The organism is Chroococcidiopsis sp. (assembly GCF_051657925.1).
Classification (GTDB): Bacteria; Cyanobacteriota; Cyanobacteriia; order Cyanobacteriales; family Chroococcidiopsidaceae; genus Chroococcidiopsis.
The window spans coordinates 1-14,333 of sequence record NZ_JBOFLP010000240.1; the positions used below are offsets into that span (position 1 = coordinate 1).

At 41.6% G+C, this 14,333-nt stretch carries 15 protein-coding genes; 9 read left to right on the plus strand and 6 right to left on the minus strand.

Annotated elements, in window-relative coordinates; genetic code table 11:
- Positions 1-463 precede the first annotated feature (463 nt).
- On the minus strand, positions 464-1,498 hold the full coding sequence (locus ACRC32_RS19535) for an acyltransferase family protein (protein WP_438555535.1): 1,035 nt from the start codon (positions 1,496-1,498) through the stop codon (positions 464-466).
- Between the two features lie 563 nt (positions 1,499-2,061).
- Between ACRC32_RS19535 and ACRC32_RS19540 the strand changes: the two genes are divergently transcribed.
- Positions 2,062-2,208, plus strand: a complete 147-nt coding sequence (locus ACRC32_RS19540) for a hypothetical protein (RefSeq protein ID WP_192159836.1) — start codon at positions 2,062-2,064, stop codon at positions 2,206-2,208.
- A gap of 56 nt (positions 2,209-2,264) precedes the next feature.
- Here the strand turns inward: ACRC32_RS19540 and ACRC32_RS19545 are convergent, their stop codons facing one another.
- The gene (locus ACRC32_RS19545; RefSeq protein WP_438555536.1) at positions 2,265-3,707 is read right to left on the minus strand and encodes a sensor histidine kinase; all 1,443 of its coding nucleotides are present in this window, start codon (positions 3,705-3,707) and stop codon (positions 2,265-2,267) included.
- Positions 3,708-3,755: 48 nt separating this feature from the next.
- Between ACRC32_RS19545 and ACRC32_RS19550 the strand changes: the two genes are divergently transcribed.
- Positions 3,756-3,905 (plus strand): hypothetical protein, encoded by a 150-nt coding sequence (locus ACRC32_RS19550; RefSeq protein ID WP_438555537.1) that lies wholly within the window; start codon positions 3,756-3,758, stop codon positions 3,903-3,905.
- 10 nt (positions 3,906-3,915) lie between these two features.
- Here ACRC32_RS19550 and ACRC32_RS19555 read toward each other — a convergent pair whose 3' ends face one another.
- The gene (locus ACRC32_RS19555) at positions 3,916-4,110 is read right to left on the minus strand and encodes a hypothetical protein (RefSeq protein ID WP_438555538.1); all 195 of its coding nucleotides are present in this window, start codon (positions 4,108-4,110) and stop codon (positions 3,916-3,918) included.
- A gap of 768 nt (positions 4,111-4,878) precedes the next feature.
- Here ACRC32_RS19555 and ACRC32_RS19560 point away from each other — a divergent pair.
- Together ACRC32_RS19560 and ACRC32_RS19565 are read left to right on the plus strand one after the other, a co-directional pair.
- Positions 4,879-5,106 (plus strand): indolepyruvate ferredoxin oxidoreductase subunit alpha, encoded by a 228-nt coding sequence (locus ACRC32_RS19560; protein ID WP_438555539.1) that lies wholly within the window; start codon positions 4,879-4,881, stop codon positions 5,104-5,106.
- A 377-nt stretch (positions 5,107-5,483) separates the two neighbouring features.
- Entirely contained in the window at positions 5,484-5,711 is a 228-nt protein-coding gene (locus ACRC32_RS19565; protein WP_438555540.1) for an indolepyruvate ferredoxin oxidoreductase subunit alpha, read from the plus strand.
- Between the two features lie 36 nt (positions 5,712-5,747).
- On the opposite strand, the gene ACRC32_RS19570 is transcribed toward ACRC32_RS19565, so the two are convergent.
- Positions 5,748-5,972 (minus strand): hypothetical protein, encoded by a 225-nt coding sequence (locus ACRC32_RS19570; RefSeq protein ID WP_438555541.1) that lies wholly within the window; start codon positions 5,970-5,972, stop codon positions 5,748-5,750.
- Positions 5,973-6,100: 128 nt separating this feature from the next.
- Positions 6,101-6,298, minus strand: a complete 198-nt coding sequence (locus ACRC32_RS19575; protein WP_438555542.1) for a hypothetical protein — start codon at positions 6,296-6,298, stop codon at positions 6,101-6,103.
- Positions 6,299-6,741: 443 nt separating this feature from the next.
- On the opposite strand from ACRC32_RS19575, the gene ACRC32_RS19580 reads away from it, so the two are divergent.
- Entirely contained in the window at positions 6,742-7,053 is a 312-nt protein-coding gene (locus ACRC32_RS19580; RefSeq protein ID WP_438555543.1) for a hypothetical protein, read from the plus strand.
- 547 nt (positions 7,054-7,600) lie between these two features.
- Here ACRC32_RS19580 and psaB read toward each other — a convergent pair.
- The gene (gene psaB, locus ACRC32_RS19585) at positions 7,601-9,814 is read right to left on the minus strand and encodes a photosystem I core protein PsaB (RefSeq protein ID WP_438555544.1); all 2,214 of its coding nucleotides are present in this window, start codon (positions 9,812-9,814) and stop codon (positions 7,601-7,603) included.
- Positions 9,815-10,561: 747 nt separating this feature from the next.
- Between psaB and ACRC32_RS19590 the strand changes: the two genes are divergently transcribed.
- The 4 genes from ACRC32_RS19590 to ACRC32_RS19605 form a co-directional block, all read left to right on the plus strand.
- On the plus strand, positions 10,562-10,867 hold the full coding sequence (locus ACRC32_RS19590; protein ID WP_438555545.1) for a hypothetical protein: 306 nt from the start codon (positions 10,562-10,564) through the stop codon (positions 10,865-10,867).
- A gap of 761 nt (positions 10,868-11,628) precedes the next feature.
- Positions 11,629-12,144 (plus strand): hypothetical protein, encoded by a 516-nt coding sequence (locus tag ACRC32_RS19595; protein ID WP_438555546.1) that lies wholly within the window; start codon positions 11,629-11,631, stop codon positions 12,142-12,144.
- Entirely contained in the window at positions 12,137-12,469 is a 333-nt protein-coding gene (locus ACRC32_RS19600; RefSeq protein WP_438555547.1) for a hypothetical protein, read from the plus strand. The genes ACRC32_RS19595 and ACRC32_RS19600 overlap by 8 nt, the downstream gene beginning before the upstream one ends.
- 48 nt (positions 12,470-12,517) lie before the next feature.
- Positions 12,518-14,333: CHAT domain-containing protein (locus ACRC32_RS19605; RefSeq protein ID WP_438555548.1), on the plus strand; the 1,816-nt coding region annotated here is incomplete at its 3' end.

Sequence of the window (14,333 nt, forward strand, 5' to 3'; positions counted from 1 at the left end):
CCCTTGATGAAAAAACCCAGACATGAGTTACGCAGACAATTACAAACTGCTTGAACCATGAGCGTTTCAGCTTATCTTAGTGCCATTCGGTTTATAGCCCACTAATCAAAAACAATTATGTTGAGATGCATAGCACGAAACACAATCAGTCATTGTTTCAATCTTATGTTACGGCGCATGGGTTCCCTACTTCCTACTCCCTTTGAAACAAAAATACTTTTCATCATGGCAAGCAGGCAAAAGGCTGATATTTATTCAAGATACAAACGACTTGTCTACAGTTACGTTTAAGACAATGTATGACTTCAGTTCTAGTTTGTTTGACTTGTTTGCGTTTCTGTATTAATCAATTTTTTTCAAGTTAATTTACAAAGCAATTGTCGATTGCGTGCATGAATAGGGGCGCACAGGGGTACGCCCTTACAGTCTGTGTATTTCGCTCAAGACAGACAGCACTTATTATTTAGCCCGTCAAAAGAATTGTTAAGTCTTTTTTTAAAGATTCTTGCTTTATAGTAGGTAAAAGCCACTTTTTGACGGCAGAAACTTGAAAGAAGGTAATTAGCGTTGCCCCTGAGTAAGCAACAAAATATTCAATTAGAAAGTTAAAATAACTATTCTGCTCAAAAAACTCAACTATTGGTATATGCCAAAGATATATCCACATACTGTTCTGGGCAATAAATAAAATCCAAAACTCTAATTTTTTGAAATTCCTGATAATTGGAATACATTTGTCTGCCACTAGGTAAGCTAAAACAGTCATACCCATAGCATAGGAAAAATAATACGCAGAAGGTGGATACTTACGAGTTTGCGTAGTGACTAATTCGCCCTGTTGAGTCAAGTAAGTTATTCCTAAAACAGCAAATGTTAATAGAAAAAATCCTGCCAAAATCAAACATTCAGCTTTTCTTAATTGCGGGAGCCGAATGCCAATAGCAAACACCAACGAAAATGCTATCCCATAATAGACAAACAACGACACATTTTCTCCTAAAGAGTTGGTAGTGTATCGCGAAGTTAGAGCCAAGAGCAATTCGTATAGTAAATATGAAAAGATTAAGATGGAGAAATAAGCCCTATGGTCTTTAACTCTCTGGTTTGCGATTGAAATAAAAGGAGCTGTTAGGGCGACTAGAAGAAATACTCGAATTATCCAAACATAGCCAATTCCCTCGGTAAGTGTATAGCTATCTAATATAACTTCTAGAGGAATTAACGCGGTCTTTCCTAAGAGTGACAATCCAGTATTCGCTAAAAAGTAGAAAGATAAGAAAAGCCAAACGGGAAAGAGTAACCGTTTGATTCTTTTCCAGAGATAACTTTGATAAGATTCTGCTTTTCGGGATTGTGTAAATGCTAATCCAGAAACTACGACCATTAAAACTACATCAAAGTTTCTGAGTTGAGCCAGCCAACTTGGTGGATCGACGTGAGCGAGAATAATCAGAGATAAACCTAAAAACCTCAAGAAGTCTATTTTGATGTCTCTCATGAGCATTTCCTATAGACGCAACTACATTATTAGGCTAATTTCATCCAGCCTACAGTACCTCTTTATGTACTAAGACAACAGATAAGCAATCAAAGCTTTGAGAGTCAATCGATCGGACTGCATGTTTGCTACACATGTTATCGAAATTTTCGCGATCGCAATCGCACACTTCAAAAATTTTTCTCTTCTTTACACTCTTCTGAGATAGAGATCGACGTTCGCTTAACGATACGATCGCGCTCCAAAATTTCTGCACGAGTGAAACAGTTATTGCAACTTTCTATGCAAAAAATGCATAATCTTAAATCAGACAGGTGAGAATTTCTCAGAATTGCGATCGCTGACTTAAACTCAAAACACAACGATTGAGTAAAACAGCAACGACTGTGTAGCGATCCCCAAACTGCGGTTGAGGCTGTTACTCTCTGAGAGACAAACGTAGATATGTAACAATTTAGAATTTTCTGTTCAGAAATGTTGCTGTCCTTCGATCCCGTTGTTAAGAAGGTATGGTGTGCGCACACAACTAACTCGGTAAATCCCAAATTCAAGGAGGTTGTGTCATGGTAGATTCAATCGCGCTCCCAGTAGCAGTGTTAATCCTCGGTTGGCTCTTAGCTGCCGCTATTGGTTCTTGGGCTTACTTTGCTGGCAGCAACAATGAAAATAACAAGTCGTTTCGCCTGCCTAAATTTGTTATGAAGCGATAAGCGATCGGCAATTATAGTAGAAAGTTTCCCACGTCCTTCGCAGAGGCTGGGAAACTTTACAGCAACTCTTCATCTAGTAGCACCTGTTGATGCTGCATTGGCAATGTGATGATAAATGTTGCCCCCTGTCCTGGCGTACTTGTAGCTGTAATACTACCTCCATGCCGTTCGGCAATCTTGCGGCAAATTGCTAACCCCATGCCTGTACCTTCGTACTGACTGCGACCGTGTAGGCGTTGAAATGCTTGAAAAATCCGCTCCTGATACTTTGGCTCAAACCCAATTCCATTGTCTGCCACTATCACTTGACACGCCGCGACATCTTCTGAGTCCTCTGCTTCGCTCTGGAGTGGAGCGACCGGTTGGCTATAAATCTTGACTGCTGGTGGTGTTTGAGGACGATGAAATTTCAGCGCATTTCCGATCAGATTCTGAAACAGTTGTCGCATTTGTACTGGGTCAGCATCAATGGTGGGTAGCTTGTCTACTTCTACTGTTCCTCCTGTCTGTTGCAACCGCACTTCCAAGTCAGACAGTACCTCTTGCACCACTTGTTCTAGATTCGTCGCTACGAATGGCTGCGCTCTGGTGGCAATCCGTGCAAAAACGAGCAAGTCATCAATCAAGCTTTGCATCCGACCGACAGCGCTTTGCATTCGCTCGATATAATCTCGCCCCTGCGCTCCCAGTACTTCGCTAAATTTCTCTTTGAGCTGATTGCCAAAAACTTGAATCTTGCGTAGTGGTTCCTGTAAATCGTGGGAAGCAACAGAAGCAAATTGTTGCAGGTCGCTGTTGGACTGTGCTAGAAGTTGTTGCTGGCGTTTTAATTCCTTCTCCGTCTTCTGCCGTTCCTCCAGTTCGCTTTGCAATTGTTGATAAAGTTCCGCTTGCTGAAGTGCGATCGCCAGCTGTGTCGCCAGTTGGCGCAACAAATCAATTTCCCATTGGTGCCATTGTCGTGGTGCTGCACATTGATTCACGACAAGCAGTCCCCATAACTCTTCTGCTTGCAATATTGGTACTACTAAGTCTGCCTGTACTTGAAACTTCGCCAAAAACTCCACATAGCACTCGGTTAGTTCTCCCGCATAAATATCTGCTGTCGCCTGCACGCGACCTTTTTTGTATAATTCAACGAAAGTTGGAGCAAAACTCGGGTCTTTAGGTCTGCTACCTAACATCGATGTCCATTCAGGCGCTACAGATTCAACAATTACGACTCCACCCCAGTCTGGTTCAAAGCGGTAAATAAACACTCGATCTGCTTGAAGCAACTGCCGCACTTCTACAACAGTTGTGTTTAGCACTGCTTCTAGTTGCAAGCTTTGCCGAATGCGCTGCGCTATTCTTGCTACCAATAGCTCTCGCTGAGTTTGCTGTTGTAATATCTCTGTTACCTGCTGCTGCTGTGCGGCGCTTTCTAGCTCAACCAAGTGCTGACGCAGTGCAACCAGCTCTCGAATCAGTTGCTCTTTTGTCTTTTGCTCATCTTTCATTGCCATGAATTGACGAAGACAGCTCGATCCAACACTAGAAATCCATCATTGAAATTAGCAAGTAACAACGATCTTAGCTTTTGGCTGCCGCTATTTAGTGTCAAGTTTTATATAGTTGTGGCAAGGGTAACAGACTGCTCCAAATATCGGCAGTTAGATGAATTGCTGGAATTTGCGTTGTATCTAGGCGATCGCTAAACCATAAGTATTACTTGACAAACCATTCCTGATAGATAGCAACTAAATTCCGATTTTCTTCGAGTATAGCCCTTGCTCTAATACGCATCATTAAAGCGTCAATCCGCATTTTGTAAGCTCGAAGCCGCATAACCTTAGCTTCAAAACGTAGATTAGACAAATCGTCTTTCTTCTTGGAATACTCATTTTGAGAGAAAGTAGACACGATCGCAAACCACCTTTTTACTCAAAAATAATTTTCAAAATTCATCGTTTTATGAAACACGAAAGGAGAATTGTCTAGTATTAAATATCGAAGAAGTATTATTTTACGATCTGTTTAAGTATCTCCAGCTAGAACCAGAAGAATTTATTTTATTTTCTGCCAAAATTAGTAGCTACCTCGATTATGCTTGAAACGCTAGCCTCGTTTACTATTTCATTCAAACTTCATTTACAAAACTATAAATGGGTTGCTTTTCACCTCCATAGTCTCAATTCTTAAAGACTAAAAGGTAATTGACATATACCTATAGAGATAAGTTTTCAGTAAAAAACTTGTTTTATAAAGCACACTTAGCATTTCTTAACTTTAATCTTTAGATATGGCTTAATACTTAAAGATTTACACTCCTGGCATAGGTATATTGCATGATATAGCGTTTCCCATGTAGGTGTAATATATGCGTAGGGACGCACAGAAAAAGCATTCCTACAAATCGTAGCTATTTTTATTAAAAAAGATACTGATTTAATCTTTTTTTGAGCAATTCATTCTAAACCACCAAAATCTACACGCGGCAATAATTAAGAGCTTTCTTGTATAATAAGTACGGAGCAGTTTCATATTACGCTTTGACCCCAGATGGAAGAAAAATAAGAATTATAGTAACTTCTGTTCTAGTGAATATTTTTGTATTTCTATTTCACAATAGCAATTCATAAATTTTTCTCTTCAAAGCTCTCAGGTAAAAGTATTTTGAATGGAGATGTTATGGGATATACAATTATTGCCAATACCTGTGAAGGCGTTGCCGTTTGCATTGATGCCTGCCCCGTTGCCTGTATTTATCCAGGCTCAGGCAAAAACATCAAAGGCACTGATTGGAACTGGATTGACTTTACTAGCTGCATTGACTGCGGTATTTGTTTACAAGTATGTCCTGTCGAAGGAGCAATTCTTTCAGAAGAACAACCAGATTTACAAAAAACTTCTCTGTGATACTTTTTTAGCTGTAACTTGTTGTATAAAATACAATCTGCGTTTCTCGATCTCTACTCGTTACGTGTGATTTACTACTTAAATATTTATATTAAAAACATCAGTATATAGCAGGAACTTATTGACAATTACACTGCTTTAATTTTATTTAGTTCGTCATTCTCAATCGCTAAAATCTACACGTAGCAATAACCCAGATCGTTCTTGTATTAATGATAACAGAGTGGTTGACTATTACGTTCTATCTCTAGATGGAAGGATAAAAAATAAAGTTATAGAAACCTGGATTTTAGTAGAGATTTTTGCTTTTACACAAAGGCAATTCATAAATTTTCTCTTCAAAGCTCTTGGGTAAAGGTATTTTGAATGGAGATGTTATGGGATATACAATTATTGCTAACACTTGTGAAGGTGTCGCCGATTGCATTGATGCCTGCCCCGTTGCCTGCATTTATCCAGGCTCAGGCAAAAACATCAAAGGCACTGATTGGAACTGGATTGACTTTACTAGCTGCATTGACTGCGGTATTTGTCTGCAAGTATGCCCTGTAGAAGGAGCAATTCTTTCAGAAGAACGACCAGATTTGCAAAAAACTAATGCGTGAATTTATAATGCGTAAATTGGCGCGAAGCGACTCAATTTATTGGCTTCTGACTTGCTGCCAAATCTTTTTAATCAAAGTTTCCTCCTGAGGCGAACGGACTAATTTTTGCAGTAATGGTGCAACTCGATTGGCTTCTGCTGCTGGTACTCCGGCGCGGATAAGGTTCCTGACAAGAATCTGTTCCTGCACTGGATTTCTACCTTGAGCAGTCAGTTGCAAGTATTCCTCATCACTCATGCCTAGATCGAAAATTTCCGCCATAATTGTTACGTTGTTTATTGCCGCAACTTGTGGAGCTGTTTGATTTAATTTAGGATGATGCTACAAATCAATCCTTCATCAGTATTAATGCTTAGCCAACTCTTGTGCTTACCTATTAGGTAGAAGCATTAAGACTTTATCCACTTTACCCAGGCTGAATGCAAGTCCTCTTCTACAACTCCTCGCTTTTCAGAAGTTTCAGCGTAATCTACCAGTACTTTCAGTGTCGTTGTATAAACACCATTAAGTATTTCGTGTCCGTAACCAATGACTTTACCGATGTGCCCTGTCTTTTGATGAAGCACATACTCTCCAATGCCGAACATAAATTTCCACTCTTTTGGCGCAATTGGTGAAGTACCTTTTCATCTCTCATCATGAAGAACTCTAAGAATTACAACTTCATCCTTTCAGTCTGTTTTACCTAGACTGAGGATATATTTTAGTCTGAGAAAAATTTTAACAAATTGTATTTTCAATATAAGAGATGGCAATCGCACTTTGCTAAGGCTTCAGCCAAGTTACAGACGGATTGAGAAAATTGCTGGTATTCAAGCTCACAAATCGATCCCTTGTTTCGCACGGCAGCGCAGGCGTACAAACAGCGAGTGGTTGGTATTGTATTTAGCATTACAACTAAACTTTAGATCGAGCTAACTCCTTTGATAGAACTATTTTTCAACCAGCTGGTTCTCTAGAAAGATGCAGTCACTAATAAATATTTGAAACTATGGCAATACATGTGTTATTAAAAAACAACTAAACAATCATGCGATCGCCAGACAACCAAACACCAAACACAGAAACCCCCGACTCTCCCAAGGATACAGCTCCCGAAATAGATAACCGCGAAACTGCGCGCCCAGATCCGGCATCGAAAACCCCTCCTGCTTTATCAAACGACACAACTTCTCACATTAATCCCGACTCGAAATCTGAACCGATAACTCAGGTACAAGCAGATAACGTACTAACGCGCGAGCAACTGCCTAATACCAAGTTTCGCATCATTCTCAGCGTAGTGACTCTGGCAATTCTCGTTTTTATTGCTGCTCTCTACTTCGGCATCATTAACCCTTAGCTCGGTTCGACTCAAAAGTATTGCCAATCTAATATTAAGCTAATTGTCGCCTTTTCCTACCCGCCAGCGGTATCACTGGCGGTTTTTCTTGCGCCAATAAAGTAAAAATCCCAGAAAGCTAACCAGTGCCCAATGAGAGAAGAAAAACTATACCAGTTCTGTCTCTTTCAGGAAAGCTATCTAGGACAGTAAGTCTGCATGAGGCAGAGAATTCACTTATTTATAGATTAACTAGATGGATTAGAAGCTCAACACTAACTAAAGAAAGAGATAGTTGTTAAAAAACTATGTTTATATGGCTACAAGTTGTTGTTAGAAAACAACACAAATTTTTACTAATTTCAAGATCGTTTTTCGCAGGCATATGCAGTAGAGATATATTGACGTAAGTTCCTACAAAATAGCATTTTACCTAATTGAGAAAGGCAAGTAAAACTCATAAGAAAAAACCCTACCTATAAGATGGAAATAGGTGGGGCTTTATGTAGAGACGCTACATCTAACGTTCGTACAGTCTCAATTAAACATGCATCTCTCCTCTACAACCTCAACCAAATTTACCAGCGGTTGAAGCAATGAGAAAAGCGCCATAGGTAAGGATGTAGCCAACCGCAAAGTGAACTAAACCAACAAGACGACCTTGAACAATAGACATAGCTACCGGCTTGTCTTTCCAGCGAATTAGGTTGGCTAGAGGTGTCCGCTCGTGCGCCCAGACCAAAGTTTCAATCAACTCTTGCCAGTAACCGCGCCAAGAGATCAGGAACATGAAACCAGTTGCCCATACCAGGTGTCCGAACAGGAACATCCAAGCCCAGACAGACAAGTTATTCATGCCATATGGGTTATAGCCGTTAATCAACTGAGCCGAGTATAGCCAGAGATAATCGCGCAGCCAACCCATGAGGTAGGTAGAAGACTCGTTAAACTGAGCTACGTTGCCTTGCCAAATACCTAAATGCTTCCAGTGCCAGTAAAACGTCACCCAACCAGCAGTATTGAGTCCCCAGAAAGCAGCTAAGTAGAAGGAATCCCAAGCAGAGATGTCGCAAGTACCACCCCGACCGGGACCATCGCATGGGAAGGCATAACCGAAGTCTTTCTTATCGGGCATCAGCTTAGAACCACGGGCATCCAACGCACCTTTGACCAAAACCAAAACAGTAGTATGGATCGCCAAAGCAAAGGCATGGTGTACTAAAAAGTCACCAGGACCAATGGTCAAGAACAGAGAGTTCGTGGTGTTGTTGATCGCCTCATACCAACCTGGTAAATAGGTCGCGCCAGCTGTGGAAGCAATGCTATCGGGATTTGATAACAGAGTGTTAAAACCATATAGAACTTTACCGTGGGAAGCTTGAATGAACTGTGCGAACACGGGTTCAATCAAGATTTGCTTTTCAGGAGTTCCGAAGGCAACCACTACGTCGTTGTGGACGTAAATCCCTAAAGTGTGGAAGCCTAAGAAGAGAGACACCCAAGATAAGTGGGAGATAATCGCTTCTTTGTGCTTCAAGACGCGATCGAGAACGTTACCCTTATTTTGTTCTGGGTCGTAGTCGCGTACCCAGAAGATCCCCGCATGGGCGAACGCTCCTATCATAAAGGCGATCGCAATGTATTGGTGGTGCGTGTACAGCGCTGCTTGAGTCGTAAAATCTTGCCCGATGAAGGCATAGGGAGGCATCGCGTACATGTGCTGCGCGACCAAGGAAAGCGCCGTTCCTAACGCTGCTAAGTGAATAGACAGTTGGAAGTGCAGCGAGTTGTTATAGGTGTCGTACAACCCTTGGTGAGGCAAGTTGAACTGACCTTCTGTTTGAATCCCAAAGAAGTTCTTAGCGTTGAGCATCTCTTTGATGCTGTGACCGATACCAAAGTTGGTGCGGTATTGGTGTCCGGCAATGATAAATATGACTGCGATCGCCAAGTGGTGATGTGCCATATCCGTCAGCCACAAGGACTGGGTTTGGGGATGGAAACCACCCAAGAAAGTCAGAATTGCCGTACCTGCACCCTCTGACGTACCGAATACGTGGTTCGCCGTGTCGGGACCGACAGCATAAGCACCCCAGTCCCCCGTGAAAAACGGTCTTAATCCCTCTGGGTGTGGCAAAGTGGTGAGGAAATTATTCCAACCAACATGCTGACCGCGAGATTCGGGAATCGCAACGTGAATTAGGTGTCCAGCCCAAGCCAGAGAGCTAACGCCAAATAGACCTGCTAGGTGGTGGTTGAGGCGAGGTTCGGCACTCTTGAACCAAGAAAGACTGGGACGGAACTTGGGTTGTAAGTGCAGCCAGCCAGCGTATAGGAAGACAGACGCTAGCAGTAGCAGGAACACCGCACCCATATAGAGGTCGCCATTCGTCCGCATCCCGATGGTGTACCACCAGTGATAAACCCCAGAGTAGGCAATGTTAACGGGATAGTTTACCCCACCTTGGGTAAAAGCATCGACTGCGGCTTTACCAAATTGTGGGTCCCAAATTGCGTGAGCAATGGGACGGACGTGCAGTGGATCTTTAATCCATTGCTCGAAATTGCCCTGCCAAGCGACGTGGAACAGCAGGCTAGATGTCCACAAAAAGATGATTGCCACTTGAGCAAAATGAGTCCCGAAGATCTTTTGATAAAGGTTCTCTTCGGTCATCCCATCGTGGCTTTCAAAGTCGTGAGCTTGAGCAATCCCATACCAAAGCCGACGAGTTGTCGGGTCTTGGGCGAGATCCTGGCTAAACTTAGGAAATTTTGTTGCCATGAATTTTACTCACATTTTCTCTAACTGCCGATTTGAGTTGAAGCGCGATCGCAATACTTTACTGTAAATCTACGCTTTTTTATTATTCAACTCAAGGGCAACATGAATTAGCGTCATGGTGTTTTACACCAGATAGATAACAACATTTTAGAAATAAATTGGCTGCAAAAGAAAACAATAAAAATTATTTTTAATATTTCTATTTATCTTTGCTGTATTTGCTTATTTGAGCATAAAAAGTTTGAATCGCTAAGTGAATAGCAATTCAAAAAATTGAGGTTTTGCTGTTATTAGCACAAAAGACTTTGTACTGTTCGAGCGTATTATTCTTGCTTCTTCCTATGGATAACAAACAAGATAACTACTCTTCAAAGCTCAATCCTCTAACTAAGGAAAGAGATAAATCTCAAGTTTCATTGTGATAAAAATAACTAGAATATTTACCTAGCAACACAGCTAATGTTCGCAGTCATTGAACTGAAATCTAAAAACTAGTGTCTTCTGAGACTTTATAGAAACTTCAACTGGAGTTTGCCAAGCTTCCCCCAAGTTGATTGTTGAGAATCATAATTGAGCGCGCGTTCTACATCTGTCTCATAGTTCTGACACTTCCTATTGAAACCGTAGTACAGCTCAATCTTATTCCCTGTCTAGCTTCGAGCAACATTTCTAGCACCAGGCGATCGCCAAAGCAAATTAAGAGCCTTGTTTAGAGTTGTAACAATTTTCTGTAATGGTTAAGAAATATTGCCGTTAATTGCTGTAGTTGCTAACGTATGCATGACAGGACGAGATCGAGTATTTCTACTATTAGGAGGTTTTATGTTGCTCTCTTTACTGACATTCATTGCCTTGCTAGCTGGCATAGTTACTGTTTGGAGTAGCAAAGAGCGATCGCGATTGACTCAACCTGCTTTTCCCCGTCGTTCGTTCTCACTTTCATTCTCATTGTGGTCGTTCGTACTATTCCTCTTTTTTCCGCCAGCAGAGACGCTATGGGCATCAAAGTACAAACCCAGCAGTAGGCAGAGGCATAACTACTCTGAAATTTAGTCAGTCATTAAAGTACTCTAGAGAAATTGGATAAATTTATGTCACAGTTAGAAATTTTCTTCACCTTCAGTTTTATCTCCACTTTAGTTGTATTCCTTATCACCACTTGCTCCTACTTTCTACCTACGTTAGTGGCTCTGTACAAAATTTTTGTTCGTCAACAGGATCGCCGAATTTCATCTAAGTACGTTTTGGACGATTTAAAGTTCAATCTAGCCAACGATGAGGAGGTTTAGCGAAGATAAAGAGTGACGTTGTTAGATTTCAAATTATTAGATGTCAAAAATCCCGCCAATCTATTTACCTGGCTCCAAAACCAATAAATCGAAAAAGTTGGTAACTATCTACGTCGCTGCTGCGCCTGACAGTAATTTAATTTATACTAAACTGCGTCCTTGATGATTCGCACCTCATTAAGGATGTCTGAGAATTGACACTCCTCGTCAGTTACGTCAGCAGAAAGAGTTCCAGCGCCTAAAACGCCAGAACTCTTTCTGGATCGAGGATTTGACCTAATCGGAGCGGCGGGATTCGAACCCACGACCTCCACTACCCCAAAGTGTTTTAGCAATACATATATTACTTACATTTTAGAGCTTGTAGCTATTCTCAAAATCCTGTATATCAAAATTATCTCAATCCGAGGAAATGTCAAAATTTGATGACTTTGTTAAATTAATTGATACAATTTGAGAGCCTACGATCGTGTCAGCGATTTAGGCGCTAAAAGATGACTTTGCACTGAGCAGCAGTATAGCGTTTTGAAGTACAAACCTGAAATTCAAAGCTATTCTAAATTATGCAGCTATCTCTTGAGGTTGCAGTTAGGAATTAATGGCACTGTCCAAATTAATACTTTGCTCGTCAATCCTAGCCGCGATCTAACTCAGCCAGAAGTTATCCGCTCGACTCCTGAAATCGCCTCAGTTTGTCAAGGAAGAGCGAATGCAGGGGTAAGTGAATATGTCATCACTGGTACTGGTGGTATTCCATCTAGCCCCGATGACTTGCTCTCCAGCAATAAGGGCTGGCATGACGATTCTGTTTCCGCTATTGCTAGTGAGGATTTAGGAGAACCGAACTCATCAATATCTGGAGAACCAACACAGCTAGTCGAGGCACAAGGTTGGAGGCAAAATTCTGATGGCACAATTATTTTAACAGCAGAGCCTAATATTGCCATCTCAGATAGTTTTGTTTCTACTCTCTCGTGTCGGCTGCAACCCGTGACTAGAGAATCTTTACCTTCAGAAAATACAGCACGACAGCATGAGTAAGTCTTGGTACTGGTTGAAATACTTTTTGTTGGGAATCGGTCTATCCTTATTGATTCTTCTGGGTCAGCCAGGAGCTAGCAGAGCAAGATTACCTGTCTTCTTGGCTGGGGCAACTCAAACAAATATACAACAGCATCACCAAGCGCGATCGCTAACCCAAGCAGGTCACAAGCAATTGGATCGAGGACAGGCAAGTAACGCTTTACAAACTTGGCAGTCAGCTACAAAAATCTACCAGCAATCAGGCGATCGCGTTGGTGTGAAAGGCAGCTTGGTGAATCAAAGTCTGGCTTTACAAGTAAAGGGCTTATATCCTCGCGCTTGAAAAACTCTACTGCAAGTCATCGAGCTAGAAGAATGGATTTGCGAGTCAGTGGAGGTAGACGATTCTACTCCCAAAAAGTTCGGAGAATCTCTAGATAAAGCACTCCAAGGGCAAGCGGATATATCTGTTTTAGTAGCTGGGTTACATAGTCTTGGTGATGTGCTGAGGCTACTAGGTAAACCCGATGAGTCTGAAATTGCTTTGCAAAAAGCACTCTCGATCGCCAAACGCCAAAACGTAGAACGGGATTTCAACGAGATTCTGCTGAGTTTAGCTAACACTCAAACAACTTTATACAGGCGATCGCTCGATAGATACCAGTTAACAGAAGAACCCTTGGCAAAAGATAAGTTACAAAAGCAAGTACAAGACAAGATTAACCAAGCACTTGCACTGTATCGGCAAATTGCCAACTCTGCTCGAAGTGGTGAAGCACTACAAGCACGACTCAACCAACTGAGTTTATTACTAGAGTTCAGGAGAACGGCACTTGAAGCTAATTTAACTTTTAAAGTGTCGCTGGATGATACGCCATCTCAGATCCAGCCATTAATTAAACCGCTGTTAGCTGCTCGGTTTTCGCAATTATCAGCTATACCATCTATCTATGCTCAACTCAATTTTGCCCAGAGCTTGATAAAAATTAGCCAAGAGCGAGAGTTAAGTCAATTGCTTTTCCCAGCAAAGAAACAGCCCTTACTGACAGCACTATCTTTAGCTCAAAAGTCTCTACAAGCTGCTCAAAAATTACCAGATATCCGAGCGCAATCTTATGCTTTAGGAACTCTAGGTAAAATCTACTTCCAACTAGAAAGAACCGAACGAGCCAAACCATTTCTAGAAACAGCATTAGGGAAAGCCCAATCGATTCGAGCTTGGGATATTGCTTATCGGTGGCAGCAAGAATTGGCTCGCTTGTATCAAGCTACAGGAGAATTGGACAAGGCTAGAGAGGCATATGCAGGTGCAATTGACAACCTCGATCTCCTGAGAGATAATCTTCTCTCAATTAATTCAGAACTGCAATTTTCATTTAAGGAGAAGGTCGAACCCGTCTACCGACAATACATTAAGTTATTGCTATCAACTTCTCATCCCAATCTCGAACGCGCAATTCAAATTAACGAAAGGCTTCAGGTAGCAGAATTAGAAAATTTTCTCCAGTGCGGCAAACTCGATCTCGTTTCTTTAGACAAAATTCAATTCTTTAAAAATCTACCAGCGATCGTTCATATTATTCAACTAGAGAAGGATGTAGAAGTCATAGTCCGTTCGCCCGATCGCTCCCTACATCGCTACACTCAGAATGCGGCATTGGTAAGAAGCTACGTTGATAATTTGCTACTTAATTTGCAAGAGCCAAGATTTGTCTATACGGATGAAAGAGAAATTCTGACCTATACTCAAAAACTTTATAACTTGCTACTTGCACCCATAAAATCCTATTTACCGCAGTCGGGGACGTTAGTATTTGTCCTAGACAGCCCTTTTCAAAATTTACCAATGGCGCTATTGCATGACGGACAAAACTATTTAGTAAAACAGTACGGTATTTCAGTCGCATTAGGTTCGCAGTTGCGGCAACCTCAAGCTCTACAAAAGGAGCAATTGAAGGCTTTGATTGCTGGTCTATCTGAAAAAAGTCCCAGTTTTACCGCTCCTAACGCTCCGCCAAATTTGACTCCTCTACCTGAAGTGGTAGAAGAAGTTGCAGATGTCAAAGCGAATACTGTTGCGGCAGTAGAACTACTCAACGAAAAGTTTACAAGCGATCGCTTCCGCCAGCAGATCGATCGGGCTGATTTCCCAGTCGTTCATATCACAACCCACGGGCAATTCAGCTCCGATCCCCAGCAAACGGTAA

Coding starts and splice junctions, on each gene's coding strand:
- ACRC32_RS19535 (WP_438555535.1), bottom strand. CDS start 1,498: ATGAGAGACATCAAAATAGACTTCTTGAGGTTTTTAGGTTTATCTCTG.
- ACRC32_RS19540 (WP_192159836.1), top strand. CDS start 2,062: ATGGTAGATTCAATCGCGCTCCCAGTAGCAGTGTTAATCCTCGGTTGG.
- ACRC32_RS19545 (WP_438555536.1), bottom strand. CDS start 3,707: ATGAAAGATGAGCAAAAGACAAAAGAGCAACTGATTCGAGAGCTGGTT.
- ACRC32_RS19560 (WP_438555539.1), top strand. CDS start 4,879: ATGGGATATACAATTATTGCCAATACCTGTGAAGGCGTTGCCGTTTGC.
- ACRC32_RS19565 (WP_438555540.1), top strand. CDS start 5,484: ATGGGATATACAATTATTGCTAACACTTGTGAAGGTGTCGCCGATTGC.
- ACRC32_RS19570 (WP_438555541.1), bottom strand. CDS start 5,972: ATGGCGGAAATTTTCGATCTAGGCATGAGTGATGAGGAATACTTGCAA.
- ACRC32_RS19575 (WP_438555542.1), bottom strand. CDS start 6,298: ATGTTCGGCATTGGAGAGTATGTGCTTCATCAAAAGACAGGGCACATC.
- ACRC32_RS19580 (WP_438555543.1), top strand. CDS start 6,742: ATGCGATCGCCAGACAACCAAACACCAAACACAGAAACCCCCGACTCT.
- psaB (WP_438555544.1), bottom strand. CDS start 9,814: ATGGCAACAAAATTTCCTAAGTTTAGCCAGGATCTCGCCCAAGACCCG.
- ACRC32_RS19600 (WP_438555547.1), top strand. CDS start 12,137: ATGAGTAAGTCTTGGTACTGGTTGAAATACTTTTTGTTGGGAATCGGT.